We start from the raw sequence: 25175 nt of genomic DNA on the forward strand, positions 1-25175 counted from the left end.
TGATCAAGTTGCGCTCGGTCGGCCTTGCCGTGTCGACCTTGATTCCCCTCAAACCCTGGGCCCTCGTCTGCGCATGGAACACATTGCCAAGTTCACGTCGCGCCTGTCGGGCATTCAGTCGTTGCGGGGCTTGGCCTTGCTGTGTGTGCTGTTTGTGCACCTGTACGAAACCGAGCGCAAATACACACTGGGCCCGCGATTGCTGGACAACTGGGCGCACACCTTCATGGTCGGCGTTGATCTGTTTTTGGTGATCAGCGGCCTGGTGCTGACCTTGCTGGCCTTTGGCCACTTCAACGACCGCGACTACTTGCGTCGTTATGCCTACGCACGGGTGACACGGGTCTATCCCATCTACCTGCTCTACACGCTGGCGGTGGTGCCGGTCTACCTCATGATGCCTGGCATGGTGAACGCCAGTGAGGGCGGTCAGGTGAACTTGCTGCGCTCACTGTTGATGCTGCCGGACGTCAACCTGCCACTGATCCCGGTGGCCTGGACCCTGCACCACGAAGCCTACTTCTACATCGTGTTTGGCTTGATGCTGATGCTGCCGCAGCGGGCATTGCCCAAAGCCATGCTGTGCTGGCTGATGGTCAGTCTGGTGCTGATCGCCATGGGCAGCCAGATCCCACGGCCTGAACAAGGCGGCTTCGAGAAGGTGCTGTTCAACCCCATCAACCTGGAGTTTTTGCTGGGGATGGCGCTGGCACTGGTGATCGGACGGGGCTATCACAAGCATGGGGCATCGGCCATCGCGCTGGGCGTGGCGTGGTTGTTGATCGCCCAGGTCTGGTTCTACAGCACCCACGGGGTTCACTGGATCAGCGATCCCTGGCGCATCCCTGCCCTGGGTCTGCCAGCGGCGCTGATCACCTATGGATTTGTGGTGCTTGAACTGGGGCAAGGCAAGGTGATCGCCCGCTGGGCCATCAGCCTCGGTGACGCGGCCTATTCCATCTACCTCACGCATTTGCTGACCATGGCCTTGATCGGCAAGATCTGGCAGCGCGTCGGCATCGAGGGATGGCCCGCGCACCTGCTGTTTCTGGTGGTGACGGCGGGCATCTCGCTGGCCGTGGGTGTGATGGCGTACCGCCTCATCGAACGCCCCACCATCCAATGGTTCAGACGACTTGAACAGACCCGAAGGGTTCCGAGCGTCAAACAAGCCACCTGACAGCATGGCCTTGAAGTACTCGTCTGACGCACAGCCCAAGATCCTGGTGTTCCACGTCGGCAGCCTGGGGGACACCTTGATCGCCCTGCCCGCCATGTGGGCGGTGCGCACGCATCATCCGCAGGCCCACATCACCTTGCTGACCAAGACCAGCGCCAGGCCGGGCATCCCCGTGGGCGAAGACATACTCCAGGGCAGTCCGCTCTTTGACGCCTACAAGCTGTTCAACGGCGACTACCACGCCTATGGTCGCAACCTCTCGGCCTGGGAGAAAGCGCGCGAGGCGCTGCGCCTGTGGTGGTGGTTGCGCCAGCAGCGGTTCGACACCGTCGTGTACCTGGCCCCCTCTGTGCGTGATCGGGCCCAGATCCAGCGTGACCTGCGCTTCTTCCGCGCTGCGGGCATCACCCATGTCATCGGCGCGCGTGAACTGGAGGCGGTGAACCTGTCGCGGCAGCCAGCCACGCCCCCTCTGCCCATGCATCCCCGCGAAGCGCAATGGATGCTGGACCGCCTGAGCGGATCCGAGGTGCGCCCCCCTGCGTTGACGCAGGCACGCCGGGATCTCGCTTTGTCGACGCTGGAGCTTCAACAGGCCCTCGAATGGATGCATGCCCAAGGCGCCCCGAGCGACCGCCCATGGGTTGCGCTGGCGCCGGGCACCAACCTGCCATCCAAGCGATGGCCGCTGGAGCGATTCGCCGAGGTTGGGCAACACCTCATGCAGGAATTCGACATGTGGCCTGTGGTGATGGGGGGCGCAGAGGACGTGGACGACGCCCAACACCTGCTGAACCAATGGGGGCGGGGCACGCTGGCGGCCAACCGCCTCAGTGTTCGTCAGTCGGCGGCGGTTTTGCAGCACTGCATCCTGTACGTCGGCAATGACACCGGCGTGATGCACCTGGCGGCGTCGGCCGACGTGCCCTGTGTGGCCATCTTCTCGGCCCGAGACCTGCCAGGCAAGTGGCACCCCTTGGGCAGCGGCCACACCGTCATGCGTTCATCCGTTCCGTGCGAGGGCTGCATGTTGGTGCGCTGTGAAGAACACGAGCGCCGCTGCCTGACCCTGATCGGGGTGCAAGAGGTCAGCCAGCACGCGGCACGCATCCTGCAACACGCCACCCAACATCAAGATCAGCCCCCTGCCCGGCGGCAGGCCTTGCCATGAAGCACGAGGTCAATGTTCCCTGCACGGTCTGTGGCGGCAGCGAAAGCCAGTTGCTGCACGCCATCGACTACCAGCGTTTCTCGTACCCAGGCTTGTTTCAGATACGCCAGTGCCAGGGTTGCGGGCTGATCTTCAACTCGCCACGGCTGACCGACGACGGCATCGTGCGCCTGTATGACGGCAACTACTACGTGTTTCTCGAACCCCCGACCGACGCCTTGAGTCGGGTGGCCACATTGATGCACCAAACGGTGGCCACGGTCTCGGCTCAGGTGCCTGACAAGCGGATGCTGGAAGTAGGTTGCGCCAAAGGCTACTTGCTGGCCATCATGGCCGAGCTGGGGTGGACCGTGGCGGGTGTCGAGCTGTCTGAAGACGCGGCCGAGCACGCCAGGCATCAACTGGGTCAACAGGTGTACACGGGCACGCTGCAGGCACACGTCACTTCAGATCAGTTCAGCCCCTATCCGCTGGTGGTGAGCACCGACGTGATCGAGCACGTCACCGACCTGGAGGGGTTTGTTCGGGCCTGCCACCGGGCGGTGGCACCCGGTGGCCTGCTGTTGCTGGGCACGCCCAATGCCGACTCGATTCACCGACACCGCCAAGGCGAACGCTGGCTGGGCTTCAACCCCTTTCACATCTTCCTCTTCAACCGGCACAACCTGGGCACTTTGCTGGCACGCCATGGGTTTGAAGTGGTACAGGCCTACACCTGCAACAACACCGATGACCCGCCACCATTGATGCCCCAGGACTCTCCGCTCAAGAAATTCGCTCGCCGCGGGCTTCAGTCCACAGGGCTGATGGCGATCGTGCGCGCCGTCATGGCGCACAAGCCATCTGCCAGCGAAGCCGGACCCCACGGCAAAAACCTGTCATTGCCCGACGCTGTTCGCCACACAGCACAGGAACTGCGCCAGCGCCCGCCCTACTTCTCCACCACTGACGGATCGCACCCGCGCAGCGCCGCCTGCCTGGGCGACAACCTCGTGGTGGTGGCGCGGCGCCAGGCCGAACCGGGGGCAGGCGCATGATTCGTCGTGGCCTGCTCAGGGAACGGCCCTATGCCGTGTTGATGATCAAACGACTGGCCGACCTGGGTCTGACCTTGCTGTGCGGCCTGGTGGTGCACCGGCTGCTCGATGGCCAGTGGGAGATGGACGGCGCCACCCGAGAGCTGATGCTGTACACCCTTCTGGGCGGGGTGGTGTTGTTTGACCTCTCGGGGCTGTACCGAAGCTCCACACGGGGCGGCCGACTGCTGCGCGAACTGGAAATGCTCCTGATGTCATGGGGCGCGCTGTTCATGGCTTATTTGGTGGTGAACTGGCTGACCGGACTGGACGCGAACCTGCCTCACCCCTGGTGGATGCCGCTGACCGCCGCCACCTCATTCGTCTGTCAACTGGTGTTTCGGGATCTCAGCGCACGCGCGCTGCGCAGCCTGCGGGCCAGGGGATTCAACCGCAAACGCATTGCCATCGCCGTCGCCAGCGACCTGGGGCGCAGCGTGAGCGCACAGATCAAGGCGCAGCCGGGCCTGGGCATCGACGTGGTTGGCTACATCGATGACCGCGGACCGGAGCGGCTGTCCGCGCCACTGGATGCGCCTGTTCTGGGCACGGTGGACCACATTGCGCGACTGGCGCAGCAACACGACCTGGATCAGGTCTGGCTGGCCATGCCCTTTCGGGCCGAAGAACGCATTCGCCACATCCTGCATGAGCTCCGTCACAGCACCGTCGACATCCAGCTGGTGCCTGATGTCTTTCAGTTCTTCCTCATGAACCAGGCGCTGGACGAGATCGGGGGAATTCCTGTTCACACCCTGACGGCCACGCCCATGCAGGGCCTCAATCGGTGGCTGAAGGCGGTCGAAGACCGTGTGCTGTCTGCACTGATCCTGATCCTCATCAGCCCTTTGTTGCTGATCATTGCCGCCGCGGTCAAGGCGTCTTCCCCTGGGCCGGTGATCTTCAAGCAGAAGCGTCACGGCTGGAATGGCCGCGCCATCGAGGTCTGGAAGTTTCGAACCATGCGCCTGCATGACGCCTCACACGGCATCAAGCTGGCCACACGGCATGACCCCAGGGTGACCCGCGTCGGCGCCTTCCTGCGTCGAACCAGCCTGGATGAACTGCCCCAGTTCTTCAATGTGCTTCGGGGCGACATGTCGATCGTGGGGCCGCGCCCTCATCCGATCGAGATCAATGACGCCTACAAGGACAGTGTCGACAAGTACATGCTCCGCCACAAGGTCAAGCCGGGCATCACTGGCTGGGCCCAGGTCAACGGACTGCGAGGTGAGCTGGACACACCCGACAAGATGGAGCGCCGCGTACAGCACGACCTGTACTACATCGAGCACTGGTCGCTGTGGTTTGACTTGCGCATCGTGTTGATGACTTTCTTCAAAGGCTTTGTGCATGAAAACGCCTACTGACGCACCACATGAGCACCCACTCACAGCCCCGCGCGTGCTGGTGGTGGGTGCCACGGCGTCGATTGGGCCGTCGGTGGTTCAGGCCTTCATGGAGGCGGGCTACGTCGTGACGGGCACGGCCAGAACATGCGCGCCCACAGACGATCCGCCCCCCTTGTGTCCGATGGCGCCACTCGACCTGACAGATGCCGCATCGATCGATGCATTCGTGTCGCATCACCTGGCCCCACTGGCGCCGCTGAACGTTGTTGTGATGCTCGCAGGCATCTTGCCGGGCCGATCGCTGAAAGACTACAGCGACGACACCATGGACCGGGTGATGAGCACCAATTTCACGGGCCAGGCGCGGCTGATTCAGCGACTCATGCCGCACCTGGCTGCCCAGGCGCACGTGATCATGGTGTCGTCCATCTCGGGCGAGCGGGGCAGTTTCGACCCCATCTATGCCGCATCAAAAGCCGCGCAGATTGCCTTTGTCAAATCCATGGCCACCTGGCTCGCCCCTGGCATCCGGTTCAATGCCCTGGCCCCTGCGCTGATCGAAGACAGCACCATGCACGACGCCATGAGCACTGAACGTCGGGCACATCATCGGGCGCAATCGCCCACCGGGCGCCTGAGCACCAAAGAGGAAATCGCTGGCGTGGTGGTGGACATGTGTGGCAAGCATTGGCGCAACCTCAACGGCCAGGTCATCAGAATCAACGGAGGACTGCATGTCTGAACAACGCAGTGCGGCGGTCATCGGCTGCGGCATCTTTGGCGCCATGACCGCGCTGAGGCTTGCAGAAGCCGGCTGGGACGTGACCATTTTCGAGCGCCTTCCCACCGCCTTGCAAGGCAGCTCGTTCAACAATCAGAACCGTCTGCACCTGGGCTTTCATTACCCCCGCGACGATGAAACGGCACGGCAATGCATCCGTGGCTTCGAGCACTTCAAACAGACGTTCCCCGAGTGCATCCTTGACCGCTTCCCGAACGCCTACTTCATTGCCGAACAGGGCTCCATGACCACCCCGGGCGACTACCTCGCCTTTTGCCAGCGGGTGGGGCTGCCTTACACGCTGCTGTCGCTCGACGCGTTCGAGCCTCGACTACAGGGCGTGAGCCTGGGCCTGCTGTGCGACGAGGTGGTGTACGACTGCGCGATCCTTCGACACCTGATCCTGCAACGTCTTCAAGACAGCGGCATCAAGCCGGTGTTCAACTGCGACGTGACAGGCATCCAGCGGGATGGTCATGGATACCGCCTGGACGCAGGCGGGCGACCCCTGGGTCGTCATGACGCGGTGGTCAACTGCACCTACGCCGATGTGAACCGCCTGACATCGCAACTGGGGCACGCGGTACCCGAGTATCAGTACGAGTACACCATGGTGCCCATCCTGGAATGGGATCAACCGCCATTGGGCATCACCGTGATGGATGGTCGGTTCATGACCTTGTTGCCCTTTGGCAAAAGCGGTCGGTTCCTCATGTACCACGTGAGCCACACCGTGGTGGCCTCGGAAGTGACGCACCTCATGCCATCCACGTGGCGAGACCCCGCCACGCGCCCGTCGACCCAGGTGGATCAGCAGGCTCTGTTTCGCAAGATGCAGGCGGCCTGCGCCGAGTTCGTGCCATCTGTCATGGACGCGAAGCTGACCGGCTTCCTTGAAGGACCTCGGGTGGTGCTGGCGCACAAAGACAAGACAGACGCCCGACCATCCATCCTGAGACAACACGAACCCACCTTTTTGTCGGTCTTCACCGGAAAAATAGACCACTGCATGTGGGTGGCCGATGACGTGACCAACACCTTGAACGCCGCCATGCGCCATTGACCCCCATGCGTGCAACGGAAGCGCCGGCCGGCGCCCCCCCTCAAAGGCAACTGCTCTTCAACGCCGTGGCCGCGGTGGTCTACACCACGGCGCAGACGGCGGTGGGGCTGGGCGTCTATGCCTACCTGATCCGGGCACTGGGCGCAGAAGTGGTGGGCGTGTGGGTGTCGCTGATGGCCGTGGGCATGATCGCCTGCATGAGCGATCTGGCACTCAACCAGGCGCTGGTGAGGCTGGTGGCCTTGTCACGACACCAACCATCGGGTCCGTCGTCCGCTGCGGTCACTATGGAAACGCTGCTGCTCAGCACGGCCATGGTTGTTGGCCTGGCCTTCACGCTGGCCTACATCAGCTTTGATGTGTGGTCAGGCTGGCTCAGGCTCGAACACCAACACGCCCTCCTGGCGCAAAGCCTGTTGCCCTGGATGTGCGCCGGTCTGTGGCTGAACCGGCTGGCTGATGCGGCGGGAGGCGCCCTGGAAGGCCTGCAATGGTACGTGGCCAGATGTACCGCAGGCACCGTGGCATTCCTGATGGGCCTGACCCTGACAGTGCTCCTGGTGCCCCACTGGGGCCTGCTGGGTGCGGCCATGTCGTTCACCATTCAGAACGCATTCGTGCTGTTGGTCAATCTGGTCCTGCTTCACAAGGCCCAGCCCGATGTGCGTTGGTGGCGACCGCGGTTTCGTCGATCCATACTGACAGAGGCGATCCGGTATGGCACCTCGCTGCAAGGCATGGTGCTGGCGTATGCATTGCTGGAAAGTGGCTGCAAGCTGCTGTTGACTCGACACGGCTTTCTCGCCGCAGCGTCTTACTTCGACCTCGCATTCCGGATCGGGAAAGGCCTGCGCGGGCTGCTGGCCTCGGCCCTGCGGGTTCTGGTGCCACGCATCGTCACCCGACTGCACATCGAGGGGCATCCACAAGCGATCTACGCCAGCTCATTCCTGCTGGTGACCTCCATCGCCATCCCCATGTACACAGCGGTGCTGGCATCGGCCGATCTGATGTCCTGGCTGATCGTCGGAGTCATCGACCCGCAGTTCAGCCTCATCTTGATCCTGGCATGCGCGCCTTGGTTGGCTTATTGTTTCATCGACCCTGCCCTCAACCACGCCATGGCCATCGGACGCATGGGCTGGGCGTTCCGTGGTCATGTGATCAAAGTGGTGCTCGCCGGGCTGATCGTGCTGGCCTTGCCTCATCAAGCCGCCCCCGGAGTGGTCGTCGCCGCGGTGGCCTTGTCCATGGTGGCAGGCTGTGCGTGGATGTTGCTCATGGCCCACCGACATGAGCGCTTGTCCTGGGAGGCTCTGGCGCCACTGGCGACCATCGGCACCTTGTTGGCGTCGGTCGCGGTGATCATCTGGTCGACACTGGACACCCACCACTGGAGCCATGCGCAACAACAATGGCATGCGGTGTCGCGCGGCGTGCTTCTCGTGGCGCTGCCCGTGTGCATCCTGTGGCTGCACCCGGGCGGGCAATGCATCTTGTCGGTATGGCGGAGACTCAGGTCACCGGTGGCCCGCGAGGTTGGCGCATGAAGCTCATCGTACTCAATGACCACCTCTACCCGGACGGCGGGGCCGACGTCGTGGCCCTGAGTTCGGCGCAAGCCTGTGCCGAACTGGGCATGCAGGTCACGCTGTTTGTGGGCGATGCCCTTCGGCCAGACGACCACACCAAGCGCCTGGCCACCTTGGTGTCGGCAGGGCAACGAGACTTGCTGAGCAACACCAACCGAGTGCAGGCCGCCCTCCAGGGCTTCTGGAATCTGAACGCCGCCAGGATGCTGGCCGAGCTGCTGTCACGTCACGATCCCCGTGACACGGTGGTGCACCTGCACAGCTGGACCAAATCCTTGTCAAGCAGCGTGGTGCATCAAACCCTGAGATCAGGCTTCCCCCTGGTGTTGACCTTGCATGACTACTTTGCCATGTGCCCCAACGGCACCTTGTTCAATTTTCAGACAGGGCACAAATGCGGCAAGCAACCCATGTCGATGGGCTGCGTGTTCACGCACTGCGATGCCCGCAAAAGCATCCACAAGGCCTATCGCGTCGTCCGCCATGGCGTTCAGTCACAACTGGGCCGGCTGCCGTCAGGCGTGCAGCACGGCATCGTGGTGTCTCGGTACAGCCAGCGGTTGCTGGCACCCCATTTGCCCGCAAGCATGCACTTGCACCACATCCGCAACCCGATCGAGGTGCCGCACCGTCCTGCCGCGCCCGTGCTGGCCAATCATGGCTTTGTGCAGGTAGGACGTCTGTACCCGCCCAAGAATCAAGCCCAATTCCTTCAAGCCTGCGACCTGGCAGGTGTGCATGCCACCTGCGTTGGCGATGGCCCTGACCTGCCTGCGCTCAGCGCACGGCACCCACACAGCACGTTCACCGGCCCGCTGGACCGCGAAGGGGTGATCGCCCATATCAGCGCGTCACGTGCATTGGTCATGCCCTCCATCTGGGATGAAACGCAGGGCCTGGTCTGCGCTGAAGCCGCTGCACTGGGCTTGCCATCGGTGATCTATGACGGCTGCGCCGCGGTGGATTTTGTCCAGCACGAGCGCAATGGGCTGGTGGTTCCCCAAGGGCGAGTTGACCTGCTGGCACAGGCACTGCGCCGATTGACAGACGAGCCAGAGCTGGCCCAACGCTTAGGCACACAAGCCCGGGAAGACTTCTGGCGCCACCCGCCCACGCCAGAGCAGCACGCGCGTGACCTGGCCAACTTGTACGAGCGCGTGCTGTCCACATTCGGCAATCGACAACACGAGAGGATGGCTCCGACATGAGCAGGATACTGATCACGGGTGGCTCGGGCTTCATCGGCACCAACTTCATCGAGAAGCTGCTTCAGGAAGGTCACGAGCTGTGCAATGTCGATGTTCGCGCACCGGCACTTGCACACCACCGGCCGGCGTGGCGGCAGGTCGACATTCTGGACAAGCCTGCCCTGGTCGATGCGGTGGAGCGGTTTCAACCCGAATGGGTTTATCACCTGGCGGCCAGAACGGACATGCACGGCGCCACGGTGTCAGATTACCGCGCCAACACCGATGGTGTGAGCCACCTGCTGGCGGCGCTGCCCGCCAGCGACGCGCTTCAGCGCGTGGTGTTCGCCTCGTCCCGGCTGGTCTGCCGAATCGGTTACCAGCCCCGGTCAGACACAGACTACCTGCCCACCACCCCGTATGGCGAGAGCAAGGTGATCGGAGAAAAGCTGGTCAGAGGCCACCGCCATGGCGCGTACGAGTGGCTCATGGTCCGTCCCACCTCCATCTGGGGCCCATGGTTTCATGTGCCGTACCGCAACTTCTTTGACGCCATTCGCCGGGGGCACTACATCCACCCTCGTGGCCAACGCATCCTCAAGTCGTTTGGCTTTGTCGGCAACAGCATTCACCAGTTGTCGCGGCTCATGCAGGCACCCGCCAGCGCGGTGCACGAAAAGATGTTCTATCTCGCCGACCATGAGCCCATCGAGGTTCGCCAGTGGGGTGAGCTGATCAGACGCGAGTTTGCTGCACCACCGATTCGCGATGTGCCCATGGGCGTCATGCAAGGGCTGGCCAAGGTGGGCGATGGCCTGTCTGCGTTGGGCTGGAAGAACGTGCCCTTGACCAGCTTCAGGCTGGACAACCTCACGACCGAAATGCTCCACGACACCGACAACCTTCACGCGGTGTGCGGGGATCTGCCCTACACCGCCGAACAAGGCGTGCCGATCACCGTGGCGTGGATGAAGCAGGCGTCGAGCTGAGCCATGCGCATCCTGCTGCTGTCTGCCTACTTCGCGCCAGAGCTTGTCTCGATTGGCAAATACAACACCGAAATGGCGGTGTGGCTGCAGGGCCGAGGACACGAAGTCAGGGTCGTCTGCATGCCTCCGCACTACCCCGCCTGGCAGGTTTGGCCGGGGTATCGTGCATGGCGCTACGCCAAGGACCAACAGCAAGGCATCGACATCTGGCGCTGCCCCACCTGGATTCCTCGGCAGCCCGGAGGGCTCAGAAGGCTCGTGTCCATGGGATTGTTCGCGCTCAGCAGCTTGCCCGTGCTGATTAGGCAAGCCGCATGGCGCCCCGATGTGGTCGTCGTGGTGGAGCCCCCCCTGTTCCTGATGATGCCGGCGTTGGTGCTCAAGGGCCTGTCTGGCAGCACCTTGTGGCTGCATGTGCAAGACCTGGAGGTGGACGCAGCCTTCGATCTGGGCCTTCTACAGGGCCAGTGGATGCGCCGCCTGGCCCTGGGCGTGGAGCGTTGGTTGATGCGCCGATGCCACCGGGTGTCCACCATCTCTTCGCGCATGATGGACCGATTGCGCGCCAAGGGCATCGACGATGAACGCCTCTTCCTGTTTCCAAACTGGGTGACGTCAGCGTCGCCTGTGACGCAGGCACCAGCGGCCCCGCAGCCGCCCGCGACGGATCACTATCGACAGCTGCTGGGGTTGCAGGCCGGAGATCAACTGGTCATGTACGCCGGCAACATGGCTGCCAAACAAGGCCTGGAAGTGGTGGTGGACGTGGCCCGACTCATGCAGACGCACGCCCATGTGCACTTCTTGCTGGTGGGTGATGGTCCGGCAAGGCAAGCGCTCCAAAGCCGCGCACACGGCCTGGTCCGTGTGCACTTTCTGCCGCTGCAGCCAGCCGACATGCTGATGACCCTGCTGGCATCAGCCGATGTGCACTTGTTGCCACAACGCCTGGCCGCGGCAGACCTGGTCATGCCTTCCAAATTGGCGGGCATGATGGCCAGCGGAAAGCCGGTGGTGGCCTGCACCCGTCACGACACCGAAATCGCCACGGTGCTTGAAGGCCGGGGGCTGATTGTTCCACCGGAAGACGCTGAGGCTTTGATGGCCGGCATCCACCGCATGTTGAGCTCACCAGCCGAAGCCCAGGCCATGGGCGAGGCCGCCAGAGTCTACGTGCGGCAATCGCTGATGCAAGACGCGGTGCTGTCGCAGTTTGAAGATGCATTGAAACAGCACACCGGCCACTGACGCCCCGTCACGGCGGCAGTTTGAGTGGCCATGGGGCTTGCGCGTAGCCGATTTCAATGGACTTGCGCTTGCTGAACCCATGAAACCACATGCGGACCTTGCCGTCCTCGATCAGCACGGAAGGCGCGATGGGCCCCACGTCATCAAAACCTTTTTGCTCGGCAGGCCGTTTCACGATGGGCAGGGGATTGACCACCCAGGGGCCGAACGGACTGGCAGACCGGGCCACACCGATGTCGTGGGTTCCATTGCCGTACAGCCAGCTCATGAACAGGTAGTACATGCCATCGGGCCCCAGCACGATCTCTGATTCAGCAGCACCATCCTTGACCTCGGCGGGCAAGGCCTTTTTGTCCAGAATCGGAGCAGGCCGCTTGACCCAGTTTTTTCCATCGCTCGACGTGGCGGCCATCAAGAACACGCCCTTGCCCTTGGGGCAGTTGGTCCAGCAGTGCCCTGTGTAAATCATCACCAGCTCTCCCTGATAGGGCACGATGCTGGGGCTGAACACTGCGTCATTGTCGTAACCCTGGGGCGTGGTTTTGACAATGGGCTCATCCTCCCGTGTGAAGTGAACCCCGTCCGTGGAAGTGGCCAAACCCAGATAGGCGGGGAACGACTTGGCAAATCCTCCCTTGTCGCGGTACCCCACAAAGTACAAGAAGTAGGTGCCACGGTACTTCATGGCGTAGGGCGTCTCATGCGCATCATCCCAACGCCCTGGCCGCGCTTCGATCATCAAACCGGGCACGGGTTTGGAGACCTGCACATCCGTCCAGTCATAGCCATGCTCCGACGTGGCCTGGCAGATGGCCGGGCCTTTGCGACGCGGATCAAAGCAGGTGTAGTACATGCGGTAGCGTTGCCCGTCCTTGATCACACTGGGGTCACCCACCAGCGAGTAAGGCCCGGAATGAATGGGCTGAGATCGTTTGGTCCATGTCGACCACCCCGGGGTTCGCACCTGGGCGGTCGGCACCGCCGTGGCCGAACCCTCATCGTTGCGGGCCTGTGTGTTGGCAGCCGGTGCAGCCCCGCCTTGCGCGCTCATGGCCCACAAGCTCAGCCGGTTGACCCCCTTGGAGGCGAACCATCCCCCCGCATCCATCAACACGATCTGGTTGATCTCTTCAGGCCGCGCCTGGGATCGCCGAGAGCCGCTGTCGTCGCTGCGCTCCAGGTCGGCCAGCGTCACGCTGAGCGTTTGCGGCGATTCACTGGCCGCGACGTTCAGGCGGGTTTCAAATTTGTCGCCGTTGGCCTGTTCAGCCTTGAACACCAACTCGGTGGCCATGCTGGCGCCCAGTGTCAGGCGCACGGTGTCGCCCGACCGAAACGTTCCAGGGCTCACGGGCTGCATCCAGGTCATCACCAGCCCCGGACCTTTGGGATAGGTCATGACCACCTGATCAGCACCCGAGGTCGATGCCCTGCGGAGGTCATTGATGCCCAAGGCCATGCCGCCAAAACCAGCTTGCGCCAGGCGGTCAATGCGCCTGACGCTGGATGCATCGCCCGCACCAGGCTGCGTGGCCGCCCCGGCAGCCTCTTTGCTGAAGCCGATGTCATCGAGCAACATCTGTCGCTCGCCCAGCGGCACACTGAACATGCGGGCCATGCGCTCCGAGCGGGCCACCAGCATTGCCGCCGCATCCAGCACGCTGATCTGGCGCACCCGCTCCAGGTCCAGCCGTCCATTGGGGTCGACCGGGTCATCGGCCCCACGCGCCAGCACCAAGGCACTCAAGGGAATCTTCAGGTCATTCCAGGCGCCTGGCACGACCACGGCAGGCACAGTCCACCGACCACCGCCCTGCTCTTCCAGGGACAGCAGCACCGTGGTCAACTCAGACACCTTGACCGACAGTGTCAGCGACTGAGCACCGACCAATGAAGCCCCTTGAAGAGGGCTCAGGAGGACCTGCACGGCGCCTTCACGAACCTCATAGCGGTAGGCCAACGCGCCTTGACCACGCCTGGCCTGGCCTTTACCGCTGACGCGGGTCACGCTGCCTGGCTGACCCAGCACCACCCAGCCATCCAGGGTGGACTCAAAGTCGCTCAGTGGCAGCGCATCCGCCCGCAACGGCACCAAGACCCACAGCACGGCCAGGATGGCCCAACGCGTCAATTCAAGCATCGGGGCGAAGCAACAGGTTCATGTAATGCCCGGGCTTCGCCGCGGCGCCGAAGTCTGGCTTGACCAGCACACAACCCCGGCGGCCCAGCACCCCCCAGTGGTGCCTCATCGAGCGCACCTCGTCAACGCGGTAGCCCGTCGGAAAGTGGCTCAGAAACTCGCGGGCCGTCTTGAACGATGCGCGCGTGGCATCGGCCAACTCCATCACGATCACCGGACGATGGCGCTGCAAGGTATTGGTCAATCCGCGAATGACCGACATTTCAAACCCCTCGACATCGATCTTGATGAGATCGATTCGCGGCAGATGCAGGGCATCCAGGTAAGGATCTGCGTGCACCAGTCGCAAACGCCCCATCAACACATTGTTGGATGCCTCGTGCCCGGGCACGAAGCTGCCGGTGCCGATGTTGTGCCCCTGGGGCGCAAAATACTCCAGCTCCTGATCGGTCTCACCCAGGCCCACCCGGTGTACGGTGATGTGTTGAAGCTGGTTGCGCGCGATCTTCTCGTCGATGCAGCGCCCGACCGCGTCATAGGGCTCAAAGGCGTGCACCTGATGACAAAAAGAAGCCAGGTACAAGGTGTGGTGCCCCACGTTGGCCCCAATGTCCAGCGCGATGGGCTCGGGCCGCCCCTGCATGAGCGTGCGCATCAACTCCAGTTCGTCGAGTTCGTAGCCACCCTCGAAATACACCATCCAGTCGATCCAGCGTCGCAGGTTGCCCGGGTAGACGAAGCCTGCAAACTGCGCCTCGAACGGGCGATCAGGCGCCTTGGCGGGGTCCACCAGCCACGTCAGCACACGACGGCGAACGCCATAGCGCAGCCAGCGCTGGTGCCCCAGCCACCGCAGCAAGACATCTGGCCAAACAGAATTGCCCATGCCCGGCATGTGAAGCGCCATCACACCCCCTGCATGACCAGCCCGGCAGACCAAGGTCCCTCGGGCACGGGCGCGATGGCAGAACCATCTCGAGCCTGGTCCACGCCGAGCACTTGCCGAAAGTGCGCGATGGTCTTGGCCACACCCTCATCCAGCCGCACACGAGGCTGCCACCCCAGTTCGGACTGGGCCAGGGCGATGTCCGGGCGGCGCTGTCTGGGGTCATCCGACGGCAAGGGCTCAAAGACCAAGCGGGAGGAGGCTCCGGTCTGGGAGATCACCTCGGTGGCCAGCTCCAGCATGGTGAACTCTTGGGGATTGCCGAGATTGATCGGCCCTGTGATCCCTGCGGGCGAGTCCATCAGCCGGACGAGTCCATCCACCAGGTCATCGACATAACAGAACGAACGGGTTTGACGCCCTTCACCATAGATGGTGATGGGTTCGTTGCACAAGGCCTGGCGAATGAAGTTGGAAACCACCCGGCCGTCATGAGGATGCATGCGAGGGCCGTAGGTGTTGAAGATTCGGGCCACCTTGATGTCCACCGCATACTGGCGGTGGTGGTCGAACAGCATGGTCTCTGCTGCTCGCTTGCCCTCGTCATAACAAGATCGAAGGCCGATCGGGTTGACATGGCCCCAGTAGCGCTCAGGTTGGGGGTGCACCAGCGGGTCACCATAGACCTCGCTGGTCGAGGCCTGCAGCACACGGCAACCATGCCGTTGCGCCAGGTTGAGGATGTTCATCATCCCCAGCACCGAGGTGTAGAAGGTCCGTACCGGATCGAGTTGGTATTGCGGTGGAGAGGCCGGGCAGGCCAGGTTGAACACATGGGTCACATCCAGATCAATGGGCTGGATGACATCGTGTTCAATCAAAGAAAAGGCTGGATGCGCCAGCAAGTGAGCCACATTGGCACGCGAACCGCTGGAAAAGTCATCCAGACAAACCACCTGTTCACCACGGGCGAGCAAGCGCTCGCACAGGTGGGACCCCACGAAACCTGCGCCTCCGGTGACGAGGGTTCGCCGGGGTACCCCGGCCAAAGGTGCTTTGCGTGGTGCCATGTCCATCCCTCACGTAGAGCCCGCGCACACCGGGCGGCGGCACGCAGCCGCAACCAGTCACGCAGGCACGCCAATCACTGCACCAGAACCAGACACCGCATGTTGCTGTCAGGTAAAGCGTCTTGCAGCTACTGTAGGAGGGGACACGGTGGACACCAACCCCAAGTATTAGGGGGAGTCAGTGCCTTGAGTTCAGAACGGTGCGTCTTGACCGCGCTCATCCATCGTGTTGCTGTCGGTGCCTGCGCTGGGACGGGCACTGAGCCGACGACGCGATGAGGACGAGGATGCAGAAGCACCGTCGTCACCAGCGGCCAGATCCGCATCGGCGGCCGGCTCATCGGCAATCACACGGGTGTAAGGCGCCAGCGTCTTGACCAGTTGGCCGTAAATGCGCGGGTTGCCCGCCACGACTTCACGTTGATACAAAAAGTCAGGCTCACCCGTGAAGTTGCCCACCAGGCCACCGGCCTCGGTGATGATCAGCGCACCCGCGGCGACATCCCACGGGCTCAGACCCGTCTCGAAAAACCCATCGTAATAGCCTGCCGCCACGTAGCACAGGTCCAAAGAGGCGGCGCCCGGGCGGCGCACGCCAGCACACTGCACCATCACTTCCTCGAACATCTTCAGGTAACGCTGAAAATTGTCGCCCTTGCGGAATGGGAAGCCCGTGCCAATCAGGCATTCAAGCATGCGCGTGCGCTTTGACACGCGGATGCGTCGATCGTTGAGGTAAGCGCCCTTGCCCTTGGAGGCATAAAACAGGTCATTGCGTGTGGGGTCGTACACCACCGCCTGCTGCAATTGCCCGCGAAATGCCAGCGCAATCGACACGGCGTACACCGGAAACCCATGGATGAAATTGGTGGTGCCGTCGAGCGGATCAATGATCCAGACGTACTCGCTGTTCTTGGCACCATGGCTGCGACCCGACTCTTCAGCCAGGATGCCGTGACCCGGATAGGCTTCCAGGATGGTGGCGATGATGGTGTCCTCTGCCGCCTGGTCCACCTCGGTCACGAAGTCGTTGTGAGACTTGGCCGTCACGGTCAGGCGCTCGACGTCAAGCGAGGCCCGGTTGATGATCGCCCCAGCGGCGCGGGCCGCCTTGATGGCGATGTTGAGCATGGGATGCAGGGTTTGAGACATGGACGGGCCTTGAACCAGAAAGCGCCACAGCCGCCCGACCAGGGGGCGTCTGCAGACAAAAAACCGAACCAGAGAGCTGGCTGCACGGACATGCACCAGACGTCAGGCGAGGACGCAACGATGAACAAAGAGCGAGAATGGCGGATTGTATCCAAGCCTCAGCACTTTGTGCACGTTTTCCCTCACACAGGCATGCAACCCACCCCACACGCCGGCACCTCATCTGTTCGACCGCCCGACCCCACCCGCTTCATCCTGATCGGCACCAGCCACCCGGGCAATGTGGGTGCGGTGGCACGGGCCATGAAAGTCATGGGATTTCATGACCTGGTCCTGGTGCAGCCGCGCTTCCACGATGTGCTGGTGCACGAAGAGGCCATTGCCATGGCCAGCGGCGCGGCCGACATCCTGGTTCGGGCACGCATCGTCAACTCGCTGTCGGAGGCGCTGGAGGGCGTCACACAAGCGGTCGCCACCGCCATGACGCCCCGCGACTTCGGTCCGCCCACCCTTCAGCCCCGCGACGGACTGGCGGCCTTGGCGCGCGGCCCCGAAGGCCATCGGCTTGGCTTCGTGTTCGGCAGCGAACGCCACGGCATGGCCAATGAGGACGTGTACCAATGTCACGCGGTGCTCAGCATCCCGACGGCGCCAGACTATGGATCATTGAACCTGGCCCAGGCGGTGCAGGTGGTGGCTTATGAATGGCGTCAGGCGCTGGGTGGGTTTGAGGTGGTGTCCCGAACACCCAACCCCGCCTTGGCCGATGGCGCGGCCGTGCAAGGGGTGCTGAACCATTGGGCGCAAGTCCTGGAGGCCACCGGGTTCCTGGACCCGCAGACACCCAAGAAGCTGCTGCCCAGGCTTCACCAACTGCTCAACCGCGCCGCCCTGCGTGTCGAAGAGGTGCACATCCTCAGGGGCATGGCGAAATCCATTCTTGACCATGGCAAGGACCGGGGCTGAGGCCTGCGCGGCCGACGCGCTCGCCCCCCGCCGGTACACTCGCACCCTCTAGCCTTTGCATAGCCTCATGTTCTTTGCCCGTTTGCGAGAAGACATCGCCTGCATCCTTGAGCGTGATCCCGCCGCACGCACGGCCTGGGAGGTGCTGACGTGCTATCCCGGGCTGCACGCCCTGGGATTCCATCGCGCTGCCCACTGGTGCTGGACCCATGGCCTGAAGTGGCTGGGCAGATGGATTTCCCATTGGGGGCGCTTCCTCACAGGCATCGAGATCCATCCTGGGGCTCGGGTCGGCAGGCGCGTGTTCATCGACCATGGCATGGGCGTGGTCGTGGGCGAAACCGCAGAGATCGGCGACGACTGCACCATTTACCAAGGTGTCACTCTCGGGGGCACGTCGCTGTCCAAAGGGGCCAAACGGCATCCCACCTTGGGTCGCGGGGTGATCGTGGGGGCCAACGCTCAGGTGCTGGGTGGTTTCACCGTGGGCGATGGCGCGCGGGTGGGCTCGAACGCGGTGGTGACCAAACCGGTGCCCCCCAATGCAACGGCCGTGGGCAACCCTGCGCGCATCATCGTGGCCAAGCAGCAGGTGCTGGACGAGAAGCAGGCCGAACGCGAAGCCGTGGCGGCCCGCATGGGCTTTTCAGCCTATGGCGTGACAGAGGGCGATGATCCGCTGTCCCAGGCCCTGCGAGGGCTCATTGACCACGCTGCGGGGCACGAGCATCAAATTGCGCAACTGTGGCGGGCCGTCGAAAAACTGGCCTCTTGTGCGGAAAGTGAACTGGGCCGTGACTGCATGCCAGACGACGCCCGCACCACCGAACAGTTTGACGCGGATGGCCTCAACCGATTGGTGAAGTAGGCGCCCAGCTGGGTTTCAGTGTGTAAAGCCCCCCTGAGCCCGCCCATAAACATTTGCACAAATGTATCATCGTGGGCATGTCGTTCATCTGCGGCATGGGCCACGCCGTGGGCCAGCGCCGCGCTCACTCAGGAGCCTACATGCCACTGGCACGAGCCGCACTCACCGCATTGATCATGGCCGCCACCTTGCTGAGCGGCCCCCAGGCCCACGCGGCCGAGCGAGTGAGCATTTCCAGGGACCAGGTCAACCTGCGATCCGGTCCAGGCACCAACCACCCTGCAGAATGGGTGTTGTCCAAAGGCTACCCCTTGCAGGTGGTCCAGCGTCGGGGCTCGTGGCTGAAGGTGCGCGATTTTGAAGGTGATCAGGGCTGGGTGTACCGATCACTCACCAACAAGACTCCCCACCACGTGGTCAAGGCCGAACGTGCCAACCTGCGCAAAGGCCCCGGCACCCAACACGCGCGCATCACCACCTTGAACCAGGGCGAGGTGCTGCGCACACGCCAAAAAACAGCGCGCTGGGTGAAGGTGGAGACCACCGATGGGCTGTCAGGCTGGGTGGCGCGTTCCCTGCTGTGGGGCTGGTGAGTCCCGTCAGGCGCTCGGCCATTCAAGATCAGGCCAGCAGGTAGCCGCCATCCACGTTGAGGCAGGTGCCCGTGGTGTAACTGGCGGCATCCGAGGCCAGGTACAGCACCGCACCGGCCATCTCTGAAGGATCGGCCACACGGTTCATTGGCACATGGGCCAGCACGGTCTTGAGGATCATCTCGTTGGCGGTCAGCGCCGAGGCGAACTTGGTGTCGGTGGCCCCTGGCAACAAGGCGTTCACACGCACTTTCAAAGGTGCACACTCTTTGGCAAACGCGTGCGTCATCGAGATCACTGCCGCCTTGGTGATGGAGTAAATGCCTTGGGCCATGCCAGGGATCACGCCATTGACCGATGCCACATTGATGATGGAGCCGCCGCCTTGCCTGGCCATCAGCTTGGCGCCACGGGCGCACATGAAGAAATAACCACGGATGTTGACATCCACCGTCTTCTGGAAAGCGCCCAGGTCGGTGTCGGTGATGTGGCCAAAGTATGGGTTGGTGGCAGCATTGTTGACCAGGATGTCCAGCCGACCAAACTCTTTGTCAATGGCCTCAAACGTCGCGTCGATCTGCGCCATCTCGCCAATGTGGCAGGCCAGCACCGAGGCCTTTCCGCCAGCCGCGCGAATGGAGGCAGCCACGGCTTCGCAAGGCTCTGCCTTGCGGCTGGAAATGATGACGTGAGCGCCTTGGGCGGCCAGCAAACGCGCAACGGCCTCACCAATGCCGCGGCTCGATCCAGTGACCAGCGCGACCTTGCCGGTCAGGTCAAACGGGTTGCTCAGATTCAGTGTGTTGCTCATGGTATCGGGTTGACTGGTGGGTGTCACAGCGTCGACTGGGCGATGATGCCCAGGCACCGTTGCTCCAGGTAACTCACAAACGGGCCAAAGGTGGCGAAGACAGGGTTGCGGGCGTGGCCTTCCTTGAATCGCTTGTAAATCTGCTGCGCAATGCCGGCCAGTCGGAACAGGCCATACACCGTGTAGAAGTCAAAGTTGTCCACGCTGAAACCGGTCTTTTCGGCGTAATACCGGATCACCTCTTCCCGCGTGAGCATGCCTTTGGCATTGGTGGGTTGGCGTCGCGAACCCTTCATGAACATGTCGTCGTCGGCCTGAACCCAATACGCCAGTGAGCTGCCCAGGTCCATCAGCGGGTCACCCAAGGTGGCCATTTCCCAATCCAGCACCCCAATGACATTCAACGGATCGCTCACATCGAGCACGACGTTGTCAAACCGGAAGTCGTTGTGAATGAGCCGGATGGCCACTTCCTGCGCTGGCTGCTTGGCAGCCAGCCACGCCATCACCGACTCAAAATCACCGACATCGTCGGTACGGGCTGCTCGGTAGCGCTTGGTCCAGCCCTCCACCTGGCGTGCGACATAGCCCTCGCCCTTGCCCAGCGTGTCGAGGCCGGCGGCCTTGGGGTCCAGCTTGTGCAGGTCAATCAAGGTGTCAAGCACATTGAGGCACAACTGACGAGTCTTGGGCTCGTCCAACCCCAACTCGGGCGAGAGGTTCTGACGTGGAATGTTGCCCACCAGTCGCTCCATCACGTAGAAAGGCGCACCGATCACGCTGGCGTCTTCGCAGATGGCGTGGATGACCGGCACCCTGGGGTAGACCGGCTTGAGCTTGCGCATGATCTCGGCCTCGCGAACGACGTCGTGGGCCGACTTGGCAATGTGCCCAAAAGGCGGGCGACGCAGGATCAGGTCGACGTTGGCGTAACTCAGCAAGTACGTGAGGTTCGAGGCGCCGCCGGGGAACTGCTTGAGCCCAGGCTCACCCTCCAGGTTCAGCCCCTGCCCCAGCAGGAAGGCCGTGACCTTCGTGACGTCCAGCTCTTCGCCACTGCGCACCTGCACGGCCTGGTCAATCAATGTGTTGTTGTCTGATTCGCTCACGCGATGTCTCCTGATGCAATGCCTGCTCCAAGTCAGGGCAATTGATACGTCAAGTTTAGGCAGACCACAACAGATGAATCAAATGCAGGCTTCGAATCCAAACACATTCACAAAATGAATAGTCAAAAGGCGACGTTCAGCTCACGTGCTCACGACACGGCGCGCCGACTTTGGCCGGAACGCCTCACACACCCGGTCATCGGTTTCCAGATAGGGGCCGCCGAGCAAGTCAATGCAATAAGGCACCGCCGCGAAAATCCCGGGCACGATGTTGCGCCCTTCGGCATCCCGCAGCCCTTCCAATGTCTCTGCGATCGACTTGGGTTGACCCGGCAGGTTGAGGATCAGGGCTTGTTTGCGAATGACCGCCGTTTGCCTCGACAAGATCGCCGTGGGCACAAACCGCAGGCTGATCTGGCGCATCTGCTCGCCGAAACCCGGCATTTCCCGGTCGGCCACATCCCGCGTGGCCTCGGGCGTCACATCGCGGGGGGCCGGGCCCGTGCCACCGGTGGTCAACACCAAATGGCACCCCTCGTCATCCACCAACGCGCGCAAGGTGTCGGCGATCAGTGAGCGCTCGTCGGCAATCAACCGCGGCACCCAGGTGATGGGATTCTTGATGGCGCGCCCCAGCCAATCTTGCAACGCCGGCAGCCCTTTGTCTTCGTACACCCCAGTGCTGGCACGATCGCTGATGGAGACCACACCAACGCGCACCGGCTCGTAGACAGCGCTCATGACTCATCAACCTCCCCATCTGAAAGGGGTGCTGCATCCGGCGCACGTGCCTGGGCCTGAGCTTGGGCCTGCGCCTCCTTGATGAACTGGAACAACTCGCGATACGCCCGGCCATTGCGCTGCTCCGGTGTGGCGGCGGCGTCTTTGCGAGCGTTGCGTATCAGGGTGCGCAATCTCTGTACATCGCAGTCTGGGTGCACTTCCAGCCAGCGCCCCAGTGCATCCTTGTCTTCGCTGATCAGGTCGGCGCGCCAGCGTTCGGCCTGGTGAAGCGCCAGGGCATTGCGCGCATGGCCCAACTCGAACGCGGCGACGGCCTCACGCAGAGGTTCGGGGTCTGCATCGCGCATCAACTTGCCAATGAACTGCATCTGGCGGCGGCGGCCTTCGCCGAGCTTCATTTTCTTGCAGTCCAGGATGGCCTCCCTCAGCCGATCCGGCATGGCCAGGTCATTCAGATGGCTGTCCGGTAGCGTCAGCAGTTGCTCTCCCAGGCTTTGCAAGGCGTGACTTTCACGCTTGAGCGCGCTACGGCTGGGGCGGCCGCCGTCGTCGTCGACAGCGAGTACAGGGGGTTGATGTGATCGGTTCATGGCCTCGCTATGATACGGGGGCCCGTGTGGGCGCCTCTCAACCCGAAGGCCTTGCGCCTGATTTTCATGGCCACCACTTCTCGCACGCCCTCCTCCAAGAACACCAGCGCCAAAGCGCATGATGGCTTTGCCTACAGTCAAGCCGATTTTCAGCAACTGATTGAAGACGCGCTGGGCCTGGCTCGCACCTTGGGGGCCACCGATGCAGCCGCCGAAGTGTCCGAAGGCGTTGGGCTGTCGGTGTCGGTGCGCAAGGGCAAACTGGAAAACGTTGAACGCAACCGCGACAAAACCATTGGCGTGACCGTTTATGTGGGGCAGCGCCGCGGCAATGCCAGCACGTCCGACTTCTCTGCGCAGGCCCTGGAGCAAACCGTGCGGGCGGCCTATGACATCGCCCGATACACCGCAGAAGACCCAGCCGCCGGTCTGCCCTCGCCAGACGATCTCGCCATGGGCCGGGCGGCGCGGCGCGATCTGGACCTCTTCCACCCCTGGGCCGTGGACGCCGAAGCCGCTGCCGATCTGGCTCGGCGATGCGAAGATGCCGCCTTGGTCGTCGATCCGCGCATCACCAACTCCGAAGGTGCGGGCGTTTCGGCCCAGCAGTCGCATTTTTTTGCGGGCAACACGGCCGGTTTCAGGGGTGGGTACGCCAGCTCTCGGCATTCCTTGTCGGTTTCACCCATCGCCGGCCGGGGCAAAGACATGCAACGCGACTTCTGGTACAGCTCCGAGCGCGATGCACGCGACATGGCCCGTCCGGAAGCGGTCGGTCGCTATGCGGCCGAGCGCGCACTGGCTCGGCTCAAGTCTCGCAAGATCGCCACGTGCGAGGTGCCCGTGCTGTTCGAGAACACCTTGGCAGCGGGCTTGCTGGGCGCCTACGTCCAGGCCACCAGTGGTGGCGCTTTGTACCGCAAGGCCACCTTCTTGCTGGACAGCCTGGGACAGCCCATTTTCCCCAAGCACATCGATGTGCTTGAAGATCCACACATCCTCAAGGGCAAAGGCAGCGCACCGTTCGACGATGAGGGCGTGCTCACCCGCAAGCGCCGGGTGGTCAAGCAGGGCGTGGTTCAAGGCTACTTTTTGTCCAGTTATTCGGCTCGCAAGTTGGGCATGCGCACCACAGGTCACGCCGGTGGCTCGCAAAACCTGACCATGACCAGCCGGCTGACCGATCCCAAAGACAACCTCAAAGCCATGCTGAAGAAGCTGGGCACGGGCCTGTTCGTGACGGAGCTGATGGGACAAGGTGTCAACTACGTCACAGGTGATTACTCTCGTGGCGCGGCCGGCTACTGGGTTGAAAATGGGGTCATTCAGTACCCGGTGCACGAAATCACCATCGCCGGGCATCTGGGCGAGATGTTCCGCCAGATCGTGGCGATTGGCGCCGACGCCTACACCTACGGCAGCAAGACCGTGGGGTCGGTGCTGATCGAGCGCATGAAGGTGGCGGGGCATTGAACAGACACAGGCAGGAGAACCCTTGATGCAACGCCGCTCATTCATTCATCACGCCGGTATGGCCGGCATTCTGACCGCAGGCACTGCACCTGCGGTGGTTCACGCTCAAACGCAACTGCGCTGGCGCCTGGCCTCCAGTTTCCCCAAGTCTCTGGACACCATCTACGGAGCGGCCGAAGTCTTCTCGCAGAAGGTCTCCGAGATGTCTGGCGGAAAGTTCCAGATCTCCATCCACGCCGGGGGCGAGCTGATGCCCCCGTTCGGTGTGGTCGATGGGGTGCAAAAAGGCACCGTGGAGATGGCGCACACTGCGCCCTATTACTTTGTGGGCAAAGACGAAACCTTTGCCATCGGCTGCACCATCCCCTTTGGCTTGAACTCGCGGCAGATGTCGGCATGGATGTACGAAGGCAATGGCCTGAAGCTGATGCGCGAGTTCTATGCCAAGTACGACATCATCAATTTCCCGGGGGGCAACACCGGCGCCCAGATGGGCGGCTGGTACCGCAAGCCCGTGAAGAGCCTGGCGGACATGAAAGGCCTGAAGATCCGCATTGGCGGATTTGCGGGCAAGGTGGTCGAGCGCCTGGGGGCCGTCCCCCAGAACCTGCCTGGCGGGGAAATCTATCAAGCCCTCGAGAAGGGCACCATCGACGCCGCTGAATGGGTGGGGCCCTACGACGATCAAAAACTGGGGTTTCACAAGGTGGCGCCGTATTACCACTTCCCAGGCTGGTGGGAAGGCGGCCCCCAGCTCGACTTCTACATCAATGCCAAGGCATTCAACAGCCTGAGCAGCGAGTACAAGGCCATGATCGAGGCCGCCGCCTCGCACGCCCATGTCGAGATGCAGGCGCGATACGACGCGCGCAATCCCGCTGCGCTCAAGCAATTGGTGGCCGCCAAGACCAAGCTGGTGCAATTCCCGAAACCGGTGCTGGACGCAGCTTTCAAGGCCTCCATGGACATCTACGGCGAGCTCAATGAGAAGAACCCGGCATGGCGCAAGGTGTACAGCGACTACGCCAAGTTCCGAGCCGACCAGAACATGTGGTTCCGCTTCACCGAGGCCACCTACGATCGCTACCTTCAGGCAGCCAAGCTCTGATGCCCGTGCGCCGGATGTGACAGACA

General features: G+C 62.6%; 23 protein-coding genes. 15 read left to right on the forward strand and 8 right to left on the reverse strand.

Going from position 1 to position 25175, the window contains the following annotated elements:
- Nucleotides 1-73: 73 nt before the first annotated feature.
- The 10 genes from WNB94_RS01215 to WNB94_RS01260 are packed head-to-tail and all read left to right on the forward strand — an operon-like array spanning nt 74 to nt 11639.
- On the forward strand, nt 74-1180 hold the full coding sequence (locus tag WNB94_RS01215; protein WP_341387839.1) for an acyltransferase family protein: 1107 nt from the start codon (nt 74-76) through the stop codon (nt 1178-1180).
- Nucleotides 1181-1184: 4 nt separating this feature from the next.
- Nucleotides 1185-2351: a glycosyltransferase family 9 protein gene (locus tag WNB94_RS01220; RefSeq protein WP_341387840.1), complete on the forward strand. Its 1167-nt coding sequence runs from the start codon at nt 1185-1187 to the stop codon at nt 2349-2351.
- Nucleotides 2348-3388: a class I SAM-dependent methyltransferase gene (locus WNB94_RS01225; RefSeq protein ID WP_341387842.1), complete on the forward strand. Its 1041-nt coding sequence runs from the start codon at nt 2348-2350 to the stop codon at nt 3386-3388. The genes WNB94_RS01220 and WNB94_RS01225 overlap by 4 nt, the downstream gene beginning before the upstream one ends.
- Nucleotides 3385-4797 (forward strand): undecaprenyl-phosphate glucose phosphotransferase, encoded by a 1413-nt coding sequence (locus WNB94_RS01230; RefSeq protein WP_341387843.1) that lies wholly within the window; start codon nt 3385-3387, stop codon nt 4795-4797. The genes WNB94_RS01225 and WNB94_RS01230 overlap by 4 nt, the downstream gene beginning before the upstream one ends.
- Entirely contained in the window at nt 4781-5521 is a 741-nt protein-coding gene (locus WNB94_RS01235; RefSeq protein ID WP_341387845.1) for an SDR family NAD(P)-dependent oxidoreductase, read from the forward strand. The genes WNB94_RS01230 and WNB94_RS01235 overlap by 17 nt, the downstream gene beginning before the upstream one ends.
- Complete coding sequence (locus WNB94_RS01240; RefSeq protein WP_341387846.1) at nt 5514-6623, forward strand: FAD-dependent oxidoreductase; 1110 nt, start codon at nt 5514-5516, stop codon at nt 6621-6623. The genes WNB94_RS01235 and WNB94_RS01240 overlap by 8 nt, the downstream gene beginning before the upstream one ends.
- A gap of 5 nt (nt 6624-6628) precedes the next feature.
- Nucleotides 6629-8173, forward strand: coding sequence for a lipopolysaccharide biosynthesis protein (locus WNB94_RS01245; RefSeq protein ID WP_341387848.1), 1545 nt, complete (start codon nt 6629-6631; stop codon nt 8171-8173).
- Complete coding sequence (locus WNB94_RS01250; protein ID WP_341387850.1) at nt 8170-9423, forward strand: glycosyltransferase family 4 protein; 1254 nt, start codon at nt 8170-8172, stop codon at nt 9421-9423. Before WNB94_RS01245 ends, WNB94_RS01250 begins: the two co-directional genes overlap by 4 nt.
- A complete protein-coding gene (locus tag WNB94_RS01255; RefSeq protein WP_341387852.1) occupies nt 9420-10391 on the forward strand; it encodes an NAD-dependent epimerase/dehydratase family protein in 972 nt (323 codons plus the stop codon). Before WNB94_RS01250 ends, WNB94_RS01255 begins: the two co-directional genes overlap by 4 nt.
- Nucleotides 10392-10394: 3 nt before the next feature.
- Nucleotides 10395-11639, forward strand: a complete 1245-nt coding sequence (locus WNB94_RS01260) for a WcaI family glycosyltransferase (protein ID WP_341387853.1) — start codon at nt 10395-10397, stop codon at nt 11637-11639.
- Between the two features lie 7 nt (nt 11640-11646).
- Here WNB94_RS01260 and WNB94_RS01265 read toward each other — a convergent pair whose 3' ends face one another.
- From WNB94_RS01265 to WNB94_RS01280, 4 genes are all read right to left on the reverse strand, one after another.
- A complete protein-coding gene (locus tag WNB94_RS01265; RefSeq protein WP_341387854.1) occupies nt 11647-13779 on the reverse strand; it encodes a family 43 glycosylhydrolase in 2133 nt (710 codons plus the stop codon).
- Nucleotides 13772-14665, reverse strand: coding sequence for an FkbM family methyltransferase (locus tag WNB94_RS01270; protein WP_341387855.1), 894 nt, complete (start codon nt 14663-14665; stop codon nt 13772-13774). Before WNB94_RS01270 ends, WNB94_RS01265 begins: the two co-directional genes overlap by 8 nt.
- Nucleotides 14666-14685: 20 nt before the next feature.
- Entirely contained in the window at nt 14686-15735 is a 1050-nt protein-coding gene (locus tag WNB94_RS01275) for a UDP-glucuronic acid decarboxylase family protein (protein WP_341387856.1), read from the reverse strand.
- A 192-nt stretch (nt 15736-15927) separates the two neighbouring features.
- Nucleotides 15928-16887, reverse strand: a complete 960-nt coding sequence (locus WNB94_RS01280) for an inositol monophosphatase family protein (protein ID WP_341387858.1) — start codon at nt 16885-16887, stop codon at nt 15928-15930.
- Nucleotides 16888-17079: 192 nt separating this feature from the next.
- Between WNB94_RS01280 and WNB94_RS01285 the strand changes: the two genes are divergently transcribed.
- The 3 genes from WNB94_RS01285 (at nt 17080) to WNB94_RS01295 (ending at nt 19314) form a co-directional block, all read left to right on the forward strand.
- The gene (locus WNB94_RS01285; RefSeq protein WP_341387859.1) at nt 17080-17853 is read left to right on the forward strand and encodes an RNA methyltransferase; all 774 of its coding nucleotides are present in this window, start codon (nt 17080-17082) and stop codon (nt 17851-17853) included.
- Between the two features lie 67 nt (nt 17854-17920).
- Nucleotides 17921-18721, forward strand: coding sequence for a serine O-acetyltransferase (gene cysE, locus WNB94_RS01290; protein WP_341387860.1), 801 nt, complete (start codon nt 17921-17923; stop codon nt 18719-18721).
- 77 nt (nt 18722-18798) lie between these two features.
- Nucleotides 18799-19314, forward strand: a complete 516-nt coding sequence (locus WNB94_RS01295) for an SH3 domain-containing protein (protein ID WP_341387861.1) — start codon at nt 18799-18801, stop codon at nt 19312-19314.
- A gap of 28 nt (nt 19315-19342) precedes the next feature.
- Here the strand turns inward: WNB94_RS01295 and WNB94_RS01300 are convergent, their stop codons facing one another.
- From WNB94_RS01300 to yjgA, 4 genes are all read right to left on the reverse strand, one after another.
- Nucleotides 19343-20125 carry an SDR family oxidoreductase gene (locus WNB94_RS01300; RefSeq protein ID WP_341387862.1) on the reverse strand — a complete coding sequence of 261 codons (783 nt, stop codon included), beginning with the start codon at nt 20123-20125 and terminating at the stop codon, nt 19343-19345.
- A gap of 23 nt (nt 20126-20148) precedes the next feature.
- Nucleotides 20149-21234 carry a phosphotransferase family protein gene (locus tag WNB94_RS01305; RefSeq protein WP_341387864.1) on the reverse strand — a complete coding sequence of 362 codons (1086 nt, stop codon included), beginning with the start codon at nt 21232-21234 and terminating at the stop codon, nt 20149-20151.
- Nucleotides 21235-21375: 141 nt separating this feature from the next.
- Complete coding sequence (gene mog / locus WNB94_RS01310) at nt 21376-21975, reverse strand: molybdopterin adenylyltransferase (RefSeq protein WP_341387865.1); 600 nt, start codon at nt 21973-21975, stop codon at nt 21376-21378.
- The gene (yjgA, locus tag WNB94_RS01315; protein ID WP_341387866.1) at nt 21972-22568 is read right to left on the reverse strand and encodes a ribosome biogenesis factor YjgA; all 597 of its coding nucleotides are present in this window, start codon (nt 22566-22568) and stop codon (nt 21972-21974) included. The genes mog and yjgA overlap by 4 nt, the downstream gene beginning before the upstream one ends.
- Nucleotides 22569-22634: 66 nt before the next feature.
- Between yjgA and pmbA the strand changes: the two genes are divergently transcribed.
- On the forward strand, nt 22635-24041 hold the full coding sequence (pmbA, locus tag WNB94_RS01320; RefSeq protein ID WP_341387868.1) for a metalloprotease PmbA: 1407 nt from the start codon (nt 22635-22637) through the stop codon (nt 24039-24041).
- A 25-nt stretch (nt 24042-24066) separates the two neighbouring features.
- A complete protein-coding gene (locus WNB94_RS01325) occupies nt 24067-25149 on the forward strand; it encodes a TRAP transporter substrate-binding protein (protein ID WP_341387869.1) in 1083 nt (360 codons plus the stop codon).
- Nucleotides 25150-25175 lie beyond the last annotated feature (26 nt).

This window comes from Aquabacterium sp. A3 (assembly GCF_038069945.1).
Classification (GTDB): domain Bacteria; phylum Pseudomonadota; class Gammaproteobacteria; order Burkholderiales; family Burkholderiaceae_C; genus Aquabacterium.